Origin of the sequence: Campylobacter sp. CH278, assembly GCF_004378845.1 — a bacterium.
Classification (GTDB): Bacteria; Campylobacterota; Campylobacteria; order Campylobacterales; family Campylobacteraceae; genus Campylobacter_D; species Campylobacter_D jejuni.
Map to the genome: position 1 here is coordinate 158,066 of NZ_RYXZ01000004.1, position 15,981 is coordinate 174,046.

A 15,981-nucleotide genomic window follows, 5' to 3' on the forward strand; every position below is an offset into this window, starting at 1 on the left:
GTTGTGGAGTGATTAAAGTGCTTTAAAAAAGGAGAATAAATGTCTCATATAGATGCTTCGCATCCTTATTTTGGTATTTTTTTAATGCTAGTACTTGCTAGTGTTATTTTTTTTGGACTGGTTTTTTTAGCTTCAAAAATCGGTAATAATTTTGCCGCAAAAAATCGCAAAAAATTAGGACTTGGAATTTATGAATGTGGTCCTATTCCTGTTAAACAAGCTAACAAGATTAACTCTCAATTTTTCATCATCGCCTTAATCTTCATACTTTTGGATATAGAAGTTGTGTTTTTATTTCCTTGGGCTTTGATTTTTAAAGATTTAGGTTGGTTTGGGCTTTTAGAAGTTTTTGTTTTTATCGTACTTTTAGGAGTTGGATTTTTATATGCTTATAAAAAAGGAGCGTTTGCATGGCAGAGCATCAAGTAAATTATGCAAGTGGTTTGCCCGTAGTTTTAACTAGTGTGGATAAACTAGTTCAATGGGGCAGGAGTAATTCTTTATGGGCTTTATCTTATGGACTTGCCTGTTGTGCGATTGAGATGATGGCGGCTGGGGGTTCAAGATATGATTTTGATAGATTTGGAACGATTTTTAGAGCTTCACCACGCCATAGTGAAGTGATGATTATCGCAGGAACTTTGTGTAAAAAACACGCTGAATTTACAAGAAGACTTTATGATCAAATGCCTGATCCTAAATGGGTGATTTCTATGGGAAGTTGTGCCAATACAGGCGGTATGTTTAATACTTATTCTACGGTTCAAGGAGTGGATAGAATTATACCTGTAGATATTTATGTGCCAGGCTGTGCTCCACGCCCAGAAAGTTTTCAGTTTGCTTTGATGATTTTGCAAAAAAAGATTCGCAAAGAAAAAGCAAGTCGCAAGATCACACCTAAAAGGTTGGTATAATGAGAAAGTATAGCGATAAAAAAAATGCTCAAACTCAAAATTATTACAAAGATAGATTTTATCACGCGCCACACACTGTAAAATCTGATGTTAATGAAAGTGTTTTTAAAGATGATTTTGAAGTTTTAAAAACTCAAGTAGAAATTTTAAATTCCTTTGTAGAGCTTGATTTTTGGGTAATAGAAATCAAAAAAGAAGACAATGCTAAAACCTTGCAAATGCTTAAAACTTTAGGTTATTTAAGTTTTACAGAAGCAAGTGCTATTGATTTTGTAGCAGATAAAAATGGTTTTGAAGTGTTTTATCAGCTTTTAAATTTAGAAAAAAAATTAAGAGTGAGAATAAAAACTTTTGTAGGCGTAAAAGAGCGTTTGCAAAGCGTGGCTCATATTTTTAAAGGAGCAAATTGGAGTGAGAGAGAAATTTATGATATGTTTGGAATTTTCATCATAAGTCATCCCAATTTAAAACGCATTTTAATGCCTGATGATTGGTTTGGACATCCGCTTTTAAAAACTTATCCTTTAAAGGGCGATGAGTTTGCAAGATGGTATGAGATTGATAAAATTTTTGGCAAAGAATATCGTGAAGTAGTGGGCGAAGAGCAAAGAGATTCTGGTTTTGCTGATGATAAAGATACGCTAAATTTTGCAAGACTTTATCATGAAGTGCCAAAAGGTAGTCAAAAGAAGGAAATTTCCTTTAAACAAGAATATCAAGAAGATGAAGGCGTGGCTTTTGTAAAAAAAGTAAAACGCGATGAAGCAAAAATTTTAGAGAAAAGGCGTTAAAATGCAAATTCCTAGCAAGTTAAAACCTTATTATGAAAATATAGCTTTTGAGCAAGAAGACTCAAAGATGATTATCAACTTAGGCCCTCAACACCCTTCAGCACACGGAAATTTACGCCTTATTTTAGAACTTGATGGAGAGCAAGTTGTAAAAGCACGTCCTTGTATAGGTTATATGCATCGTGGTATGGAAAAAATGGCTGAAAATATGATTTATCAAGAATTTATTCCTACTACTGATAGAATGGACTATATCGCTGCTTCAGCGAATAATTATGCTTATTGTGCAGCGGTTGAAAAGCTTTGTGGTTTAGAGATTCCACGTCGTGCAGCAGTGATACGCATGATACTTTTAGAATTAAACCGTATCACATCACATTTGCTTTGGCTTGCCACTCATGCGCTTGATATTGGTGCGATGAGTGTGTTTTTATACTGCTTTAGAGAACGAGAATATGTTTTGGATTTGATAGAAAAGTATTGCGGTGCAAGGCTTACGCATTCTTCTATGAGAATAGGCGGGGTTATGCTTGATTTACCTGAAAATTATTTAGAAGAAATGCTTGCATTTTGCGATAAATTTCCAAATGATTTAAAAGATTATGAAGATCTTTTAGATGATAATAGAATTTGGCGTTTAAGAACTGAAAATGTAGGTGTGGTTACTAAAGAACAAGCCTTAAATTGGGGTTGTACGGGTGTGATGTTAAGAGGAAGTGGTATAAAATACGATATACGCAAAGAAGAGCCTTATTTGCTTTATAATGAAGTTGAATTTGGCGTGCCTTATGCTACGCAAGGGGATTCTTATGCAAGATATAAAGTTTATATGCAAGAATTTCGTGAAAGTTTGAAAATCCTTAGACAATGTGCCACGCTTTATAAAGATACTCCACCTGAAATTTTAGCTACGCATCCTGAGTATGTAAGTGCTTCAAAGGAGCAAATTTTAACGCAAAATTATTCTTTAATGCAACATTTTGTTTTAATCACTCAAGGTTTAAAACCCCCTAAAGGCGAAGTTTATGTGCCTACTGAAAGTCCAAAAGGTGAGCTTGGCTTTTTTATCCATAGTGATGGTACAGGAAGACCTTATCGCTTAAAGGCTAGAACGCCTAGCTATTGGCATTGTGCGTTTTTTGAAGAAATGCTTGTAGGTACTTATTTGGCTGATGTTGTAGCCATTATGGGTAATGTAAATATAGTTTTAGGTGAGATAGATAGATGAGAAGAGTAGATTTAAGAAAAAGCAAAGAGCTTTTTGAAGATTTAGCACAAATCATAAAAGAAGCAAAACAAGGCGAGGTTTTAGTGGTGCTTTTTGAAATCGGCGATTTTTCTCCTGTTGAAAAAAGTTTTTCTTTTGTAAAAGAACAAGGCTGTGAGCTTTTAAATTCTTTGAAATTTAATCAAGTGGATTGGACTATTGTTATAAAAAAGGAGAGGGTATGATTTATGATAATGCTCTTTGTTTTTTAGATATGCCAAGCCTTAAAAACAAAAATTTATGTGAAAAAATAGGTGTAAATAGCATTAATATTTCTTGTTTGGAAGATAAAAACTTAAAAGCTAAATTTTACAAATGCGAAATTGCAAGTTTGAGTTTTGTTTTAGCCTTGCTTTGTAAATTAAGCGATGAAGGGCATTTTTGCGATTTAGATGAGGGATATTTAAGTGCTGAATCTTGCTTTGGAGAGGAAGAAGCAGGTGAAGTGCTTTCTTTTTTAAAAGAGGCTAAGTATTTAATTATAGATAAAAATATCCATTCTTACAAAGATAGCAAAAATATCAAATATTTTTTGAATTTCTTAAGCATAAAATATGAATTAAAGATTTTAGATAGTGATGAAGAAGAATGCGATTTTAAAAAGGCAAAATTAAACACCCTAAAAGAACTCGATAATTATGATGGTTTAGTGCTTTTTAAAGCCAATTTACAAGATAAAAATTTGCATTGTTCAAGGCAATTTTTACAAATTGCAAAATGCAAAGATCAAAGTGAAGTTGAAATTTTGGCTAAAGATTTTAGTCTTAAAACCAAGCTTTGTTTAGATGAAAATTTACAAGGCACTATAGCTTTTTTAAATCATGAAAACAATGGTTTTGATTTTACTCCAATTCGCATAAAGGAAGCAAAATGACAGTTAAGATTAATGGTATAGATTGCGCCTTTGAAGAAGGCGAATATATTTTAAATATAGCAAGAAGAAATGATATTTTTATCCCAGCAATTTGCTATCTTTCAGGCTGTAGTCCTACTTTGGCTTGTCGTATGTGTATGGTTGAAGCTGATGGTAAAAAGGTATATTCTTGCAATACTAAAGCAAAAGAGGGTATGGTTGTAGAAAGTGATTTGCAAAATCTTTGGGATGAAAGAAATGAGATCATGCAAGCTTATTGTATCAATCATCCTTTAGAATGTGGAGTTTGCGATAAATCAGGCGAGTGTGAATTGCAAAATTTCACTCATAAAAGTCGTGTAAATGTTCAAAAACATTGGATTAAAGACACGCATAAACCGCATAAACATTGGGGAATGATTAATTACGATCCCGCACTTTGCATAGTATGTGAGCGCTGCATTACAGTTTGTAAGGATAAAATCGGTGAAAGTGCTTTAAAGACTGTTCCTCGTGGCGGAGATAGTGTGGATAATAGCTTTAAAGAGAGCATGGGAAAAGATGCTTATGCGATTTGGACTAAATTTCAAAAAAGTTTGATAGGTCCTGCAAATGGCGACACGCTTGATTGTTCATTTTGTGGAGAATGTACAAGCGTGTGTCCAACAGGAGCTTTGATAGGTTCGAAATTTCAATACACTTCAAATATTTGGGAACTTAAAAGAATCCCTGCTTCAAATCCGCATTCAAGTGATTGTGAGTTGATGTATTATGATATTAAGCAAAGTGGTATTAGCAATCAAAAAGAAAAAATTTATCGTGTGAGTAATGATTTTGCCTTTGCGAGTTTAAATAAGGCTGCAAGATTTGCTTTTGATACGCAAAATGAGGCGGATAAAGACGAAAAAGCCTTTAAAGAACTTGTGGAACTTTTTGAGAAAAATGAAATTAAAAACATTAAATTTAATAGTTTTATTACCAATGAAGAAGCTTTGATTTTGCAAAATTTAAAAAAGAAATTTAATCTTTCTTTGATCAATGAAGAAGCTTTGAAATTTAAAGAATTTTTACAAGAATTTATCGCTAATTCTGGCGAGTTTTATAGTGCTAATACTCAAGATATAACAAAAAGTGATTTTTTAGTTGTGGCTGGAATGCTTTTAAGATATGATGCTCCAACGCTTAGCTATAAAATCAATAATGCTTTAGTGATGAATAAAGGTTCAGGGCTTTATTTTCATCCTATGGAAGATATGGGTATAGCAAAATATTCTAAAAATTTTATCCCGCATATTCATAAAAGTGGCGATGAAGAGCAAATTTTATATTTTTTACTTCAAAAATTTAGCCAAGATGAAGGTATTAAAACTCATTTAGCAGAGTTTTTTGTTAGTGAAAATAAAGAAATAGAAGAAAGTATCAACGAAGAAGTTGTAGAACAAGTCATAGAAAAAGATGAAGAAGGCAATGAAATTCAAAAAGAAGTAAAAAAAGTCGTGCCTAAGAAAGTGAAAAAAATCATAGAAGTGCAACGCTCTGTTTTTGCTAAAAATTTAGGCATAGATGAAGATAAATTAGAAGATTTATTGCTTAAAAAAGCAAATTTTACTCTTGTTGTAGGGAGTGATTTTTATTTTCATAAAAATGCGAAAAAACTTGCTAAATTACTTGCTTTGATTCAAAATACTACTCCTTTTAAAGTCTTTTTAAATCCTACGCATACTAATACCTTAGGTGTGGCTATGATTTGTGATTTGGATAAAATCACACAAGAAGGCAAGACTTTAGGCTACAATGAAAAAGGTGATTTTAGTTTTTCTTATGAAGAGCATGCAAATTTAGCTAGTGCGAGTTTAAATCAGCAAGAAGGAACTTTTTTAAATTATGATAAAAGAGTGGTACCAACTAACGCTGCTTTAGAATTTAAGGGATATTTTTTAAATGATTTGGCTAATGCTTTAGGTTTTGATGAGGAATATACTATAAATTATACTAAGAGACTCCCTATAAATAAAGGTTTTTCTCCGATTGATTTTGATCATTTAGACAATTTTTATACCAATGCAGGCGATTGTAAAAGGGGATATGAGCTTAATTTAGAATGTTTCAAACAAGTTGCTAAAAAAGAATTCATCTCTCCAAATTTTGAAAATTTAAGCCTAAAAGAAGATGAAATTTTGCTTTATAGTGCTAATCCTAGCTATCAATTTGGTAGATTTTCAAATCGTGCTAGTGCGATTAATGAGGTGATTTTTTTAGGTGTAAGTGAAAATTTAGCTAAAGAGAAAAATTTAAAAGATAAAGATCTTGTAAAACTTAAAATAAAAGATAAAGAATTAAGCCTTAGTGTGCGTGTGGATAAGGATATAAAAAATGGAGCTTTCTTGCCGTATTTTGATGAAAAACTTGACACGCTAAGCTTTTTTGATGAAAGATTTGTTGTGGCGAATTTAGAAAAATTAGGAGCAAACCATGAGTGATTTTGCTTTTTTTGCTTTAGAGACTTTGATTAAATGTATTATTATCATTGCAATATTTGCGAGTTTAGCAGGTCTTGCAACTTATGCTGAAAGAAAGGTTTTAGCTTATTTTCAAAGACGCATAGGGCCTGATATGGTAGGGCCTTTTGGGCTTATTCAACTTGTAGCTGATATGATAAAACTTTTTACTAAAGAAGATATAATTCCTTCAAATTCGCAAAAATTTATTTTTGCTATAGCACCTTTGATTTCTGCTATTTGTGCTTTTGTTTCTTTAGCAGCTATTCCTATGCTACCTGAATTTACTTTATTTGGAAGGGTGATTCAGCCTATAGTGGCAGATATTAATGTAGCTTTGCTTTTTGTCATCGGTACTTCAGGGCTTTGCTTTTATGCGGTGTTTTTGGGTGGACTTGCAAGTAATAATAAATGGTCGATTTTAGGGGCTGCAAGAGGACTTGTAGCGATTATTTCCTATGAAAGCGTAGGAGCTTTAGCTTTGATTGCTATTGTAATGCTTGTAGGTTCTTTTTCTTTGGTGGATATTAACAATTATCAAAGCGATGGATTTTTTTCTTGGCTTATTTTTAAACAGCCTTTGGCTTTTGTGCTTTTTATAATTGCTTTATTTATAGAGACTAATAGAACCCCGCTTTGTTTGACGGAAAATGATGCTGAAATTGTAGCGGGTTATGGAACGGAGTATTCGGGTTTAAGATGGGGTATGTTTTTCATAGGTGAATATGCTTCTATGATAGCTGGAGCTATTTTGGTAACTCTTTTGTTTTTAGGGGGTTTTAATAGCTTTTGGATTATTCCTGGTTGGATTATGATGATAGTAAAATCAAGTTTTATTTTCTTTTGGTATTTTTGGGCAAGAGCTGCTTTTCCGCAATTGCGTCCAGATCAAGTGATGAAAATGTGCTATTTGATCTTAATCCCTTTAGCGGTTTTAAACCTTTTAATCACTGCTTTGGCAGTTCTTTTATAGGAGTTTGATATGAAAAATTATTATTTAGTGGATGAGAAAAGAAAAACTCCTGTTAGCACTTGGGAGAAAATTTCACAAGCTTTGCGTAGAAGCGTTAAACTAGAGCTTTTTGTAGGGCTTTTTGTGATGATGAGAGAATTACTTAAGAGAAATAATAGCGCTACGATTAAATATCCTTTTGAAAAGGTAAAGCTTGACAATCGTTACCGTGCTGTTCATCGTTTGATGCGTTTTATAGAAAGCGAAAATGAAAGATGTATAGGTTGTGGGCTTTGCGAAAAAATTTGTATTAGCAATTGTATTAGAATGGAAACTTCTTTAGATGAAAATGGGCGTAAAAAAGTAGGAAATTATAGTATTAATTTAGGGCGTTGTATTTATTGTGGTTTTTGCGCTGAGGTTTGTCCTGAGCTTGCTATAGTACATGGAACAGAGTATGAAAATGCGGCTGAACAAAGATCTTATTTTGGCTATAAGCAAGATTTTTTAACTCCTATTGATAAGCTTAAAAATCAAGTTGAATTTGAAGGAGCGGGAAGCCTTAGAAAAGATGCTGATTTATTGGTGGTAAAAACACCAAATTATTACGATGCGATGCTTGAAAGTGCCTTAGAAAATCAAGACACACAAGAGCAAGGAGAAAACAAATGATAGAAAATTTAGGCTTTGTGTTTTTTAGTGTTGTGGTTTTAGGCTTTTTTGCTATTGCGGTTTTAAGTAAAAATATGCTTTATTCTCTTTCGGCTTTAGCAGGTGGAATGGTGTTTTTATCAGGATTTTATTTTTTACTTGATGCAGAGTTTTTAGGCGTGATACAAATTATTGTTTATAGTGGAGCTGTGCTTGGACTTTATAGTTTTGCGATGATGTTTTTTGATGCTTCTAAAGAATTTAAAGAACAACTTAAAGCTAAAAAAAGTTTTTTTACTTTGGTGGTTTTAAGTGCGATTTTACTTTTGGCCATGCTTATAGGTTTTAAATACCAAAATATCAGCACGGATTTGCCTTTAAACGATCCTGCTTTATTTGATTTTAATAAACAACTGGCTTTAGCGATTTTTTCAAAATATCTTTTGGCTTTTGAATTTATAGCCATTTTACTTTTGATTGCTTTAGTTTGTGCTATAGTGCTTACTCATAAAGAGCTGACAAAGGAAAAACAATGATAGAAAAGTATTTTTTTATAGCTATTTTAATGTTTGTCATAGGGCTTGTAGGGATTTTAAAAAGACAAAATCTCATCATGCTTTTTATTTCGAGTGAAATTTTATTAAATAGTGCTAATTTAGCCTTAGTAGCAGCTTCTAAAATGCACAATGATTTAAATGGACAGGTTTTTGCACTTTTTATCATGGGTGTAGCGGCTTGTGAAGTAGCTGTTGGTGTAGCTTTGTGTGTGCTTTGGTATAGAAGAAAAGGCACTTTGGAATTAAAAAGCTTAAAAGAAGTGGAGGCTTAGTATGCAAAATTTAGCTTTGATTTCTCTTTTTAGTCCTTTTATAGCTTTTTTGTTTGCAAGTTGTTTTGCTTTGAGTGAGAAAAAACAATTTGTAGGGATAATTTGTTCGCTTCTAATAGCTTTAAGTGCTTTTTGTTCTTTGTATTTGCTTTTTTGCAATGAAGCTTTTAATGTGAGTTTGTTTGAATGGTTTGCTGGAGTAAATTTTGGCTTTGATATAGATGCCATTTCGCTTACTATGATGAGTGTTGTAGGTATTGTAGCTACTTGTGTGCATTTTTATAGTATTTTTTATATGGCTCATGATGAAGGTTTTAATAAATTTTTTGCTTATTTGGGGCTTTTTGTCTTTTCTATGCTTTTTTTAGTTATGAGTGATAATTTCTTAGGACTTTTTGTAGGTTGGGAAGGCGTTGGGCTTTGCTCTTGGTTGCTCATAGGTTTTTGGTATAAAAACGCTACTTATTCTTTTGCGGCTAATGAAGCTTTTATTATGAATCGTATTGCGGATTTGGGTATGCTTTTAGGAATTTTTTGGCTTTATTTACAAGCAGGAACTTTAAAATATGATGAAGTTTTTTCCATGGCACAAAGCCTAGATCACAACGCTTTGATCTTAATCGCAACTTGTTTATTTATAGGAGCTATGGGAAAATCTGCACAATTTCCTTTTCACACTTGGCTTGCTGATGCTATGGCAGGGCCAACTCCTGTTTCTGCATTAATCCATGCAGCAACCATGGTAACAGCGGGGGTTTATTTGGTAATTCGTGCAAGCACCCTTTATGATTTAGTTCCTGAGGTTTCTTATATTATTGCCTTGCTTGGAGCTTTTGTAGCGATTTTTGCAGCCTCTATGGCTTTGGTGGCTAGGGATTTAAAACGCATTATTGCTTACTCTACCTTATCGCAACTTGGATATATGTTTGTGGCCGCAGGACTTGGGGCTTATGGTATAGCTTTATTTCACTTAGCTACACATGCTTTTTTTAAATCTTTACTTTTTTTAGGTGCTGGAAATGTAATGCATGCTATGAATGATAAATTAGACATTAAAAAAATGGGTGGACTTTTTAAACCTTTAAAATTTACGGCTATTTTGATGTGTATAGGATCTTTAGCTTTAGCAGGAATTTATCCTTTTGCAGGATTTTTCTCTAAAGATTTGATTTTAGGATATTCTTTCATTTCTTTTCACCATGGTATTTTTTTAGTGCTTTTAATCGCAGCTTTTTTAACAGCATTTTATAGCTTTAGACTTTTAATGTTGGTATTTTTTACCCCTGCAAGACATGATGAACATCCACATGAAGCAAGTAAAATCGCACTTTTGGCTATGAGTCCTTTGATGGTTTTAGCTATTGTTGCAGGATTTTTTGAACATAGTTTTTTTGAATATTTAAGCACAAAATTAGTTTTTATTGATGCACAAAATCAAATTGTAATGATTTGTGCGAGTGTAGCAGCTATTTTGGGTGTAATTTTGGCTATTTTTGCTTATAAAAATTCTTGGTTTAAAGAAAGTATTGAAGAAAATAAAATTCACAAACTTTTAAGTAATGATTATTTTATTCCTCAATTCTATCATCAATTTATCGTTTCAAAATATGAAAGCTTATGTGCGATTTTAAAGCATTGTGATCTTTATATTTTTGATAGAATAGTTGAAAAAATTGCTTTGTATTCTCAAATTATTTCACAAAAAATGATTATGCCAAACAGTTTAAACTTAATGCTTAGATTTTTGGTGGCAGCTTTTGTGATTTTGTTGATTTTGGTATGGATGGTGTAAAATGCTAAATTATTTGATATTTTTTCCTTTGATTTCTGCTTTTGTGGTTTTGCTTTTAAATCGTGGAGGCGTTAAGGTTTTTAGCGTTGTTGTAAGTTTTATGATTTTGGCTTTAAATTTGGATATTTTTGCGGATTTTTTACAAGGGGTAAGCTTTGATTATAATCTCTCTTTTAAAATTTTGAAATTTTTTAGCTTTCATGTAGGAGTAGACAGTATTGCACTTGTATTGATGCTTTTAAGTTCTTTGATGATATTTTTAAGCTTTTTATTTTTAAAGCTGGAACAAAAAGCACTTGTATCTTGTATATTCTTTTTAGAATTTGCAATTATGGGACTTTTTAGTGCAAAAGATGGTTTGTTATTTTATGTTTTTTGGGAATTTTCTCTTTTGCCTTTGCTTTATATTATGGGAGTTTATGGTAAAGATTTTAGAGCAGGGGTGAAATTTTTTATCTATGCTTTTGCGGGTTCAATTTTAATGCTTGTAGCATTGATTTATCAAGCTTATTTAAATTATCAACTTTTAAACATCTTCACTTTTGACTTAGAAATTTGGAAAAATAATGCCTCGGCAGTAAATTTTACAGAGCAACTTTTACTTTTTGGAGCATTTTTTATCGCTTTTGCTATCAAAGCTCCTTTATTTCCACTTCATACTTGGGCACCTAAGGTTTATGCAAATTCGCCTGTTCTTGTTTCTGTAATGCTTGTAGTTTTTAAAATGGCTCCTTTTGGATTTTTACTTTTTTGTTTACCGCTTTTTCCAGATGCGAGTGTGTATTTTATGCCTTTAATTGTAGCTTTATGTATAGTGAGTATCGTTTATAATGCTTTAATTGCTTATAGGGCAGAAAATATTAAAGAATTGATCGCTTATAGTTCTATTTCACATCTTGGTGTGATGATTTTGGGAATTTTTTCTTTAAATGCTTTGGGTATTAGTGGTGCGGTTTTTTATATGTTTGCACACGGTATTGTAACGGGAGCTTTATTTTTAATGGTTGAACTTTTATACCAAAGATATCATACTTATGATATTTCTTTTTACCATTCTTTGGCCAAAAAAGCACCTTTATTTTCAATTTTCTTTATGTTAATTTTACTCGCAAGCGTTTCTTTGCCTTTAACTGTTTCTTTTGTGGGAGAGTTTTTAATTCTTTTAGGTATAGCAAAAATTAATTTATTTTACGCTTTGTTGGCAGGTTTGGTGATTATTTTAGGAGCAATTTATATGTTCGCAGTATTTAGAAAAATATTTTTCATGCAAAAACAAAGCTTTATAGAGAGTTTTTCTTTACGCCTTAGAGAAATAGTAGCGCTTGTGTGCATTGTAGTAATGATTTTTGGACTAGGGCTTATGCCAAATATACTTTTAAAGCCGATACAAAAAGATGTGGATAATCTTATAAAAACAATGAATATTAGAGCTGTTGAGCAAAATACTTTAGATTTTTTATCTAAAATAGGAGAGGCAAATGTTAAATAATTTTTTAAATTTAGAACTTTTAAATATAAGCTTATCTTATCCATTTTTATTTTTAATTACAACTGCAATAGTTCTTTTGCTTTGCTCTGGTTTTTGGAAATTTCATCGATCGTTTTATATCGGTATAAGTTCTTTATCTTTAATTGTAAGTGCTTTTTTGATTTTAAATAATGCAAATGCTCAAGGTTTAGAAGCAAAAGCTTTTTTGGCTACTTTAAATAATGATATTGTTTCATTTTATGCTTCTTTGGTGATTTTGTGCTTTTCATTTTTATATCTTTTAATGCAAAAAGAAGAAAATCAAGGTGAATTTTATGCTTTATTTTTATTTATGATTGCATCTTTGCTTTTGATGGTTTCAAGCTCAAATTTAGTGCTTATTTTTATAGGACTTGAAAGTTCTTCTTTAGCACTTTATACTTTAATAGCAATGCGTGGAAGTGATAATGCTATTTCAAGTGCGATAAAATACTTTAGTGTAGCGGCTGTAGGAGCTGGGTTTTTTGTTATGGCTGTAGCTTTTATTTATTTAAAAACAGGAACTTTAGATTTATCTGCTAATTTAGCGTTAAAAAATGAGTTTCAAAAAGATCCCATGCTTTTGGGCGCTGGAGTGATGATTTTTGTTCTTTGTGCAATCAAGCTTTCTTTGGCACCTTTTCATTTTTGGCTTAAAGATGTGTATTATGCAGCACATACAAATTTGGTTGCTTTTATTTCAGTTGTGCCAAAAGTTGCCATGTTGGTTGTGGTTATTCGTTTGTTTGATTTTTTAAATAATACAGGTTTTGAATATATCATAATAGTTCTAGTGATTTTTTCTATGCTTATAGGCGCTTTTGCGACTCTAAGTCAAAACAATATCAAAAAAATGTTTGCTTATAGTTCTGTAGTGCATTCTTCTTTGGTTTTGGTAGCTTGCATTCCTTTATTAAAAGAACAAAATTTTGATGGAATTTTGCTTGCTATTTTTGGATATTGGACTTTATTTGCTTTTGCAAATTATGCTGTATTTATGATTTTAAGCAATTATGAGAATAATTCTTATGAGAGTTTAAATGGGCTTTTGGTTAAAAAACCTTTAATTGCTTTTTGTTTAAGCATTAGTGTGCTTTCTTTAGCAGGTATCCCGCCTTTTGGAGTATTTTGGGGTAAATTTATGATTTTAAATACAGCAATTTTAAATGGATATTGGTATTTGGCGCTTTTTGTGGCTTTATCTTCTGTTATTATGCTTTATGCGTATTTAAAGATTTTAATTCATGCTTTATTTATGAAAAATGATAGGGTTCATAATATTAAGTTTAGTTTTATACAAAATTTTATTTTAGCTTTTTGTGTTTGTGTAAGCACTTTTGCTATATTGTTAATGTTATAAGAGTTTTGCTATAATTATTTTTATGAGAATATTATTTTTAATTTTATTAAGTTTTTTAAATGCTTTTGCTTTTGAGCTTGTTTTAAACACGGGTCGCGAAAATAATCAAGCTTTTGCAGTTTTACATGCGAGTAATGATTTAGAATTTACATGTCAAAAATTTATTACCGAAGCAAAAGTTCATTTTGAATGTGATATTGCAGGTATGGTTGATAATAAATTAAAAGATCAGAGTTTTTCTGCTTTTGATTTAAAATTTATACAAGAAGCTCAAAAAATTAAAATGATCATTTTGCCAAAAATACAAGCAAGAATGTTTGACACTTCTCAAAATATTTATATAGATAAAGAACTCAGTTCATCAAGTTCGCATAAAAGTAAGGCTTTTACTTTTATTTTTACACCAGAACTAGTACGCGTTAAAGACTATGATGGACTTGATTTTAATATCAATTTTCCACATGAGAGTTTGCCTTATGTTGGAGCTTTAGATTTAAATTCTGATCCTGTTGTTATTCCTCAAAGTGCAGATATCAATACTTATTTACGCATCAAAAAAGAATACGATAAGGCTAATTACAATCAAGTTGTGATTGATGCACAAAATGCTATCAATAGATATCGTGGCAGTATTTTTACTAGTGAATTTATACTTTATAAATTAAGAGCTCAAAATAAACTTTACACTCAAGATCCAAGTATGCGTGATCAACAAATTTTAGAAAAGATGATTGATGATGCTAAAAATTGGACGCGTACTTTTACAAGTGATAAAAATTTTTCAGAAGTTTTACATATAATGTTAAGAACTTATATCGCATTAGCTCAGCGTGCTGATGTAGAGTATACAATGTCGATTTTGGATAATGAACAACCTGATAATTATTTTACTCAGTTATCAAAACTTGATTATGCAGACTATATTTATAATTTAAATGAAAAAGAAAAAGCTGTAAATATTTATGAAAATACTTATTTTAATACAAAAAATTTAGATTTAGCTGCAAGAGCAGCTATGAGTTTGGCAAAGAATTTACTTTCAAATGAGCAAGTAAATAAAGCTATAGAGTATATTAATACCATTTTAAAAGCCAATCCTGAATATTTTGGAAAAGATATTCCAAGATCTTTAGAACTTGCTAAATTATTTAATCAAAAAGGACAATTTGATATAAGTGCAAGTATTTATGAAGATGCCTTTGCTAAAATGTCAAAACTTGATCCAAGTTATGAAGAAACTTTAAAAGATTTAGCCTTAGTTTTATCACATACTAACAGATCTAGTGATGCTAAAAAATACCTTGATTTATATATGGATGATTATTTAGATGGTAAGTATTTAGATGAAATCAAAAAAGCAAGTGATGAGGTATTTTTTGCTTTAGGTGATAATAATGCAAGCTTTTTGCATCAGCGTTATACAGATTTAATGAAGCAATATGCAAATAAAGATGAGAATATTGCCAATAAAGCTTTAGATGAAGATGTTGCACTTTATTATAAAGAGGGAAATTTTAGTGCCATTTTAGCTTATAAAGATCTCATAGAAAGTAAAAAAATTCCAAATGCTACTCAATTTTTAGAGAAAGCAGCCGTTAATGATTTAAAAAATGCGATAAAAGCTGATAATTGTATCAATGCTGCAAATATTTTTATGCGTTTTAGTGCTTATGATATAGGTCAGAAAATTGAAAATAAAAAACAAATGTTAGCTTGTCTTATTAGAACTTCTAATGTTGAACAAGCACTTGATTATATAGATAAAAATTATAATGAAGATTCTATATTTTATGGTCTTCAAAAAGCATCTATTCTTTTTGACAATAAACAATATCCTCAGGTGATTAAAATTTCTAAAGACATAGCTAATTCTAGAATTTTAAAAAGTGATGATGAGAATTTTAAGGCTTATTATTTGCAATTTTTGTCTTTATTGCGTTTAAATGACTACAATCAAGCCATTAAAATTTTGCAAATTTTAGAAAGTTTTCCAATGAATTTTAGTATGGTGGAAGCTTATGATGCTTTACTTTCTTACGCTAATAATCATAATATGCAAACAACCATTTTAACTTATGCACCTAAGGCTATCAATTATCAAAATTTTAAAGGTATAAATCTTTTTAGTCCTAATTTGGAATTTATGTATCTTGATGCTTTGGCTAAAATCAATAAAAATGAAGAAAGTTTAGCTGTTTTAACAGATTTGCTTAAATTAAAACTTTCAGATGAGGATAAGGCAAGAGCTTTATATATCCAAGCTTTAACTTATGAAAGAATGCAAAATATACAAGCTGAAAAAGAAAGTTTAAAACAATGTCTTGAAATCAAAGGTGTTTCAAATTGGCAGAATTTATGTAAGAGTAAAAATCAAATTTTAAATCAATAAGTAAATTTAGAGATAACTAGCTTTTTAGCTAGTTATCTAAGATTAAAACCTCTTCTTCTTAACATCTTCTAAGATATTATTAGCTATATCACTTACTGTATTAGAAATAATAGCTGATTCATTAGCAATTTCAACATTATCTTTAGTAGTTTGATCAATTTGAGCTACACTATCATTG

The 15,981-nt window shown here is 31.0% G+C and carries 15 protein-coding genes and 1 pseudogene; 15 read left to right on the plus strand and 1 reads right to left on the minus strand.

Going from position 1 to position 15,981, the window contains the following annotated elements:
- Window positions 1–39: 39 nt before the first annotated feature.
- The 15 genes from ELQ04_RS04935 to ELQ04_RS05005 are packed head-to-tail and all read left to right on the plus strand — an operon-like array spanning window position 40 to window position 15,803.
- Window positions 40–429, plus strand: a complete 390-nt coding sequence (locus tag ELQ04_RS04935; protein ID WP_002824972.1) for an NAD(P)H-quinone oxidoreductase subunit 3 — start codon at window positions 40–42, stop codon at window positions 427–429.
- Window positions 411–914, plus strand: coding sequence for an NADH-quinone oxidoreductase subunit B (locus ELQ04_RS04940; RefSeq protein WP_002938384.1), 504 nt, complete (start codon window positions 411–413; stop codon window positions 912–914). Before ELQ04_RS04935 ends, ELQ04_RS04940 begins: the two co-directional genes overlap by 19 nt.
- Window positions 911–1,705 carry an NADH-quinone oxidoreductase subunit C gene (locus ELQ04_RS04945; RefSeq protein ID WP_079264682.1) on the plus strand — a complete coding sequence of 265 codons (795 nt, stop codon included), beginning with the start codon at window positions 911–913 and terminating at the stop codon, window positions 1,703–1,705. The genes ELQ04_RS04940 and ELQ04_RS04945 overlap by 4 nt, the downstream gene beginning before the upstream one ends.
- A 1-nt stretch (window position 1,706) precedes the next feature.
- Window positions 1,707–2,933 carry an NADH dehydrogenase (quinone) subunit D gene (nuoD, locus tag ELQ04_RS04950; protein ID WP_002855665.1) on the plus strand — a complete coding sequence of 409 codons (1,227 nt, stop codon included), beginning with the start codon at window positions 1,707–1,709 and terminating at the stop codon, window positions 2,931–2,933.
- Window positions 2,930–3,157, plus strand: a complete 228-nt coding sequence (locus tag ELQ04_RS04955; protein WP_002824979.1) for an NADH-ubiquinone oxidoreductase subunit E family protein — start codon at window positions 2,930–2,932, stop codon at window positions 3,155–3,157. The genes nuoD and ELQ04_RS04955 overlap by 4 nt, the downstream gene beginning before the upstream one ends.
- Window positions 3,154–3,846, plus strand: a complete 693-nt coding sequence (locus ELQ04_RS04960) for a hypothetical protein (protein WP_002938381.1) — start codon at window positions 3,154–3,156, stop codon at window positions 3,844–3,846. The genes ELQ04_RS04955 and ELQ04_RS04960 overlap by 4 nt, the downstream gene beginning before the upstream one ends.
- A complete protein-coding gene (locus ELQ04_RS04965) occupies window positions 3,843–6,305 on the plus strand; it encodes an NADH-quinone oxidoreductase subunit G (RefSeq protein ID WP_002938378.1) in 2,463 nt (820 codons plus the stop codon). The genes ELQ04_RS04960 and ELQ04_RS04965 overlap by 4 nt, the downstream gene beginning before the upstream one ends.
- Window positions 6,298–7,296 (plus strand): NADH-quinone oxidoreductase subunit NuoH, encoded by a 999-nt coding sequence (gene nuoH / locus ELQ04_RS04970; RefSeq protein WP_002938377.1) that lies wholly within the window; start codon window positions 6,298–6,300, stop codon window positions 7,294–7,296. The genes ELQ04_RS04965 and nuoH overlap by 8 nt, the downstream gene beginning before the upstream one ends.
- A 9-nt stretch (window positions 7,297–7,305) precedes the next feature.
- Window positions 7,306–7,947, plus strand: a complete 642-nt coding sequence (gene nuoI / locus ELQ04_RS04975; RefSeq protein ID WP_002938373.1) for an NADH-quinone oxidoreductase subunit NuoI — start codon at window positions 7,306–7,308, stop codon at window positions 7,945–7,947.
- Window positions 7,944–8,462, plus strand: a complete 519-nt coding sequence (locus ELQ04_RS04980; protein ID WP_002938370.1) for an NADH-quinone oxidoreductase subunit J — start codon at window positions 7,944–7,946, stop codon at window positions 8,460–8,462. Before nuoI ends, ELQ04_RS04980 begins: the two co-directional genes overlap by 4 nt.
- A complete protein-coding gene (gene nuoK, locus ELQ04_RS04985; protein ID WP_002858466.1) occupies window positions 8,459–8,755 on the plus strand; it encodes an NADH-quinone oxidoreductase subunit NuoK in 297 nt (98 codons plus the stop codon). The genes ELQ04_RS04980 and nuoK overlap by 4 nt, the downstream gene beginning before the upstream one ends.
- 1 nt (window position 8,756) lies before the next feature.
- A complete protein-coding gene (gene nuoL, locus ELQ04_RS04990) occupies window positions 8,757–10,547 on the plus strand; it encodes an NADH-quinone oxidoreductase subunit L (protein ID WP_002938365.1) in 1,791 nt (596 codons plus the stop codon).
- A 1-nt stretch (window position 10,548) separates the two neighbouring features.
- Window positions 10,549–12,036 (plus strand): NADH-quinone oxidoreductase subunit M, encoded by a 1,488-nt coding sequence (locus ELQ04_RS04995; RefSeq protein WP_002938363.1) that lies wholly within the window; start codon window positions 10,549–10,551, stop codon window positions 12,034–12,036.
- On the plus strand, window positions 12,026–13,414 hold the full coding sequence (locus tag ELQ04_RS05000; RefSeq protein ID WP_134224466.1) for an NADH-quinone oxidoreductase subunit N: 1,389 nt from the start codon (window positions 12,026–12,028) through the stop codon (window positions 13,412–13,414). Before ELQ04_RS04995 ends, ELQ04_RS05000 begins: the two co-directional genes overlap by 11 nt.
- 22 nt (window positions 13,415–13,436) lie before the next feature.
- The gene (locus tag ELQ04_RS05005) at window positions 13,437–15,803 is read left to right on the plus strand and encodes a hypothetical protein (RefSeq protein WP_002938357.1); all 2,367 of its coding nucleotides are present in this window, start codon (window positions 13,437–13,439) and stop codon (window positions 15,801–15,803) included.
- Between the two features lie 42 nt (window positions 15,804–15,845).
- On the opposite strand, the pseudogene ELQ04_RS05010 reads toward ELQ04_RS05005, so the two are convergent.
- Window positions 15,846–15,981 (minus strand): annotated as a pseudogene (locus tag ELQ04_RS05010) (methyl-accepting chemotaxis protein); the annotation flags it as partial.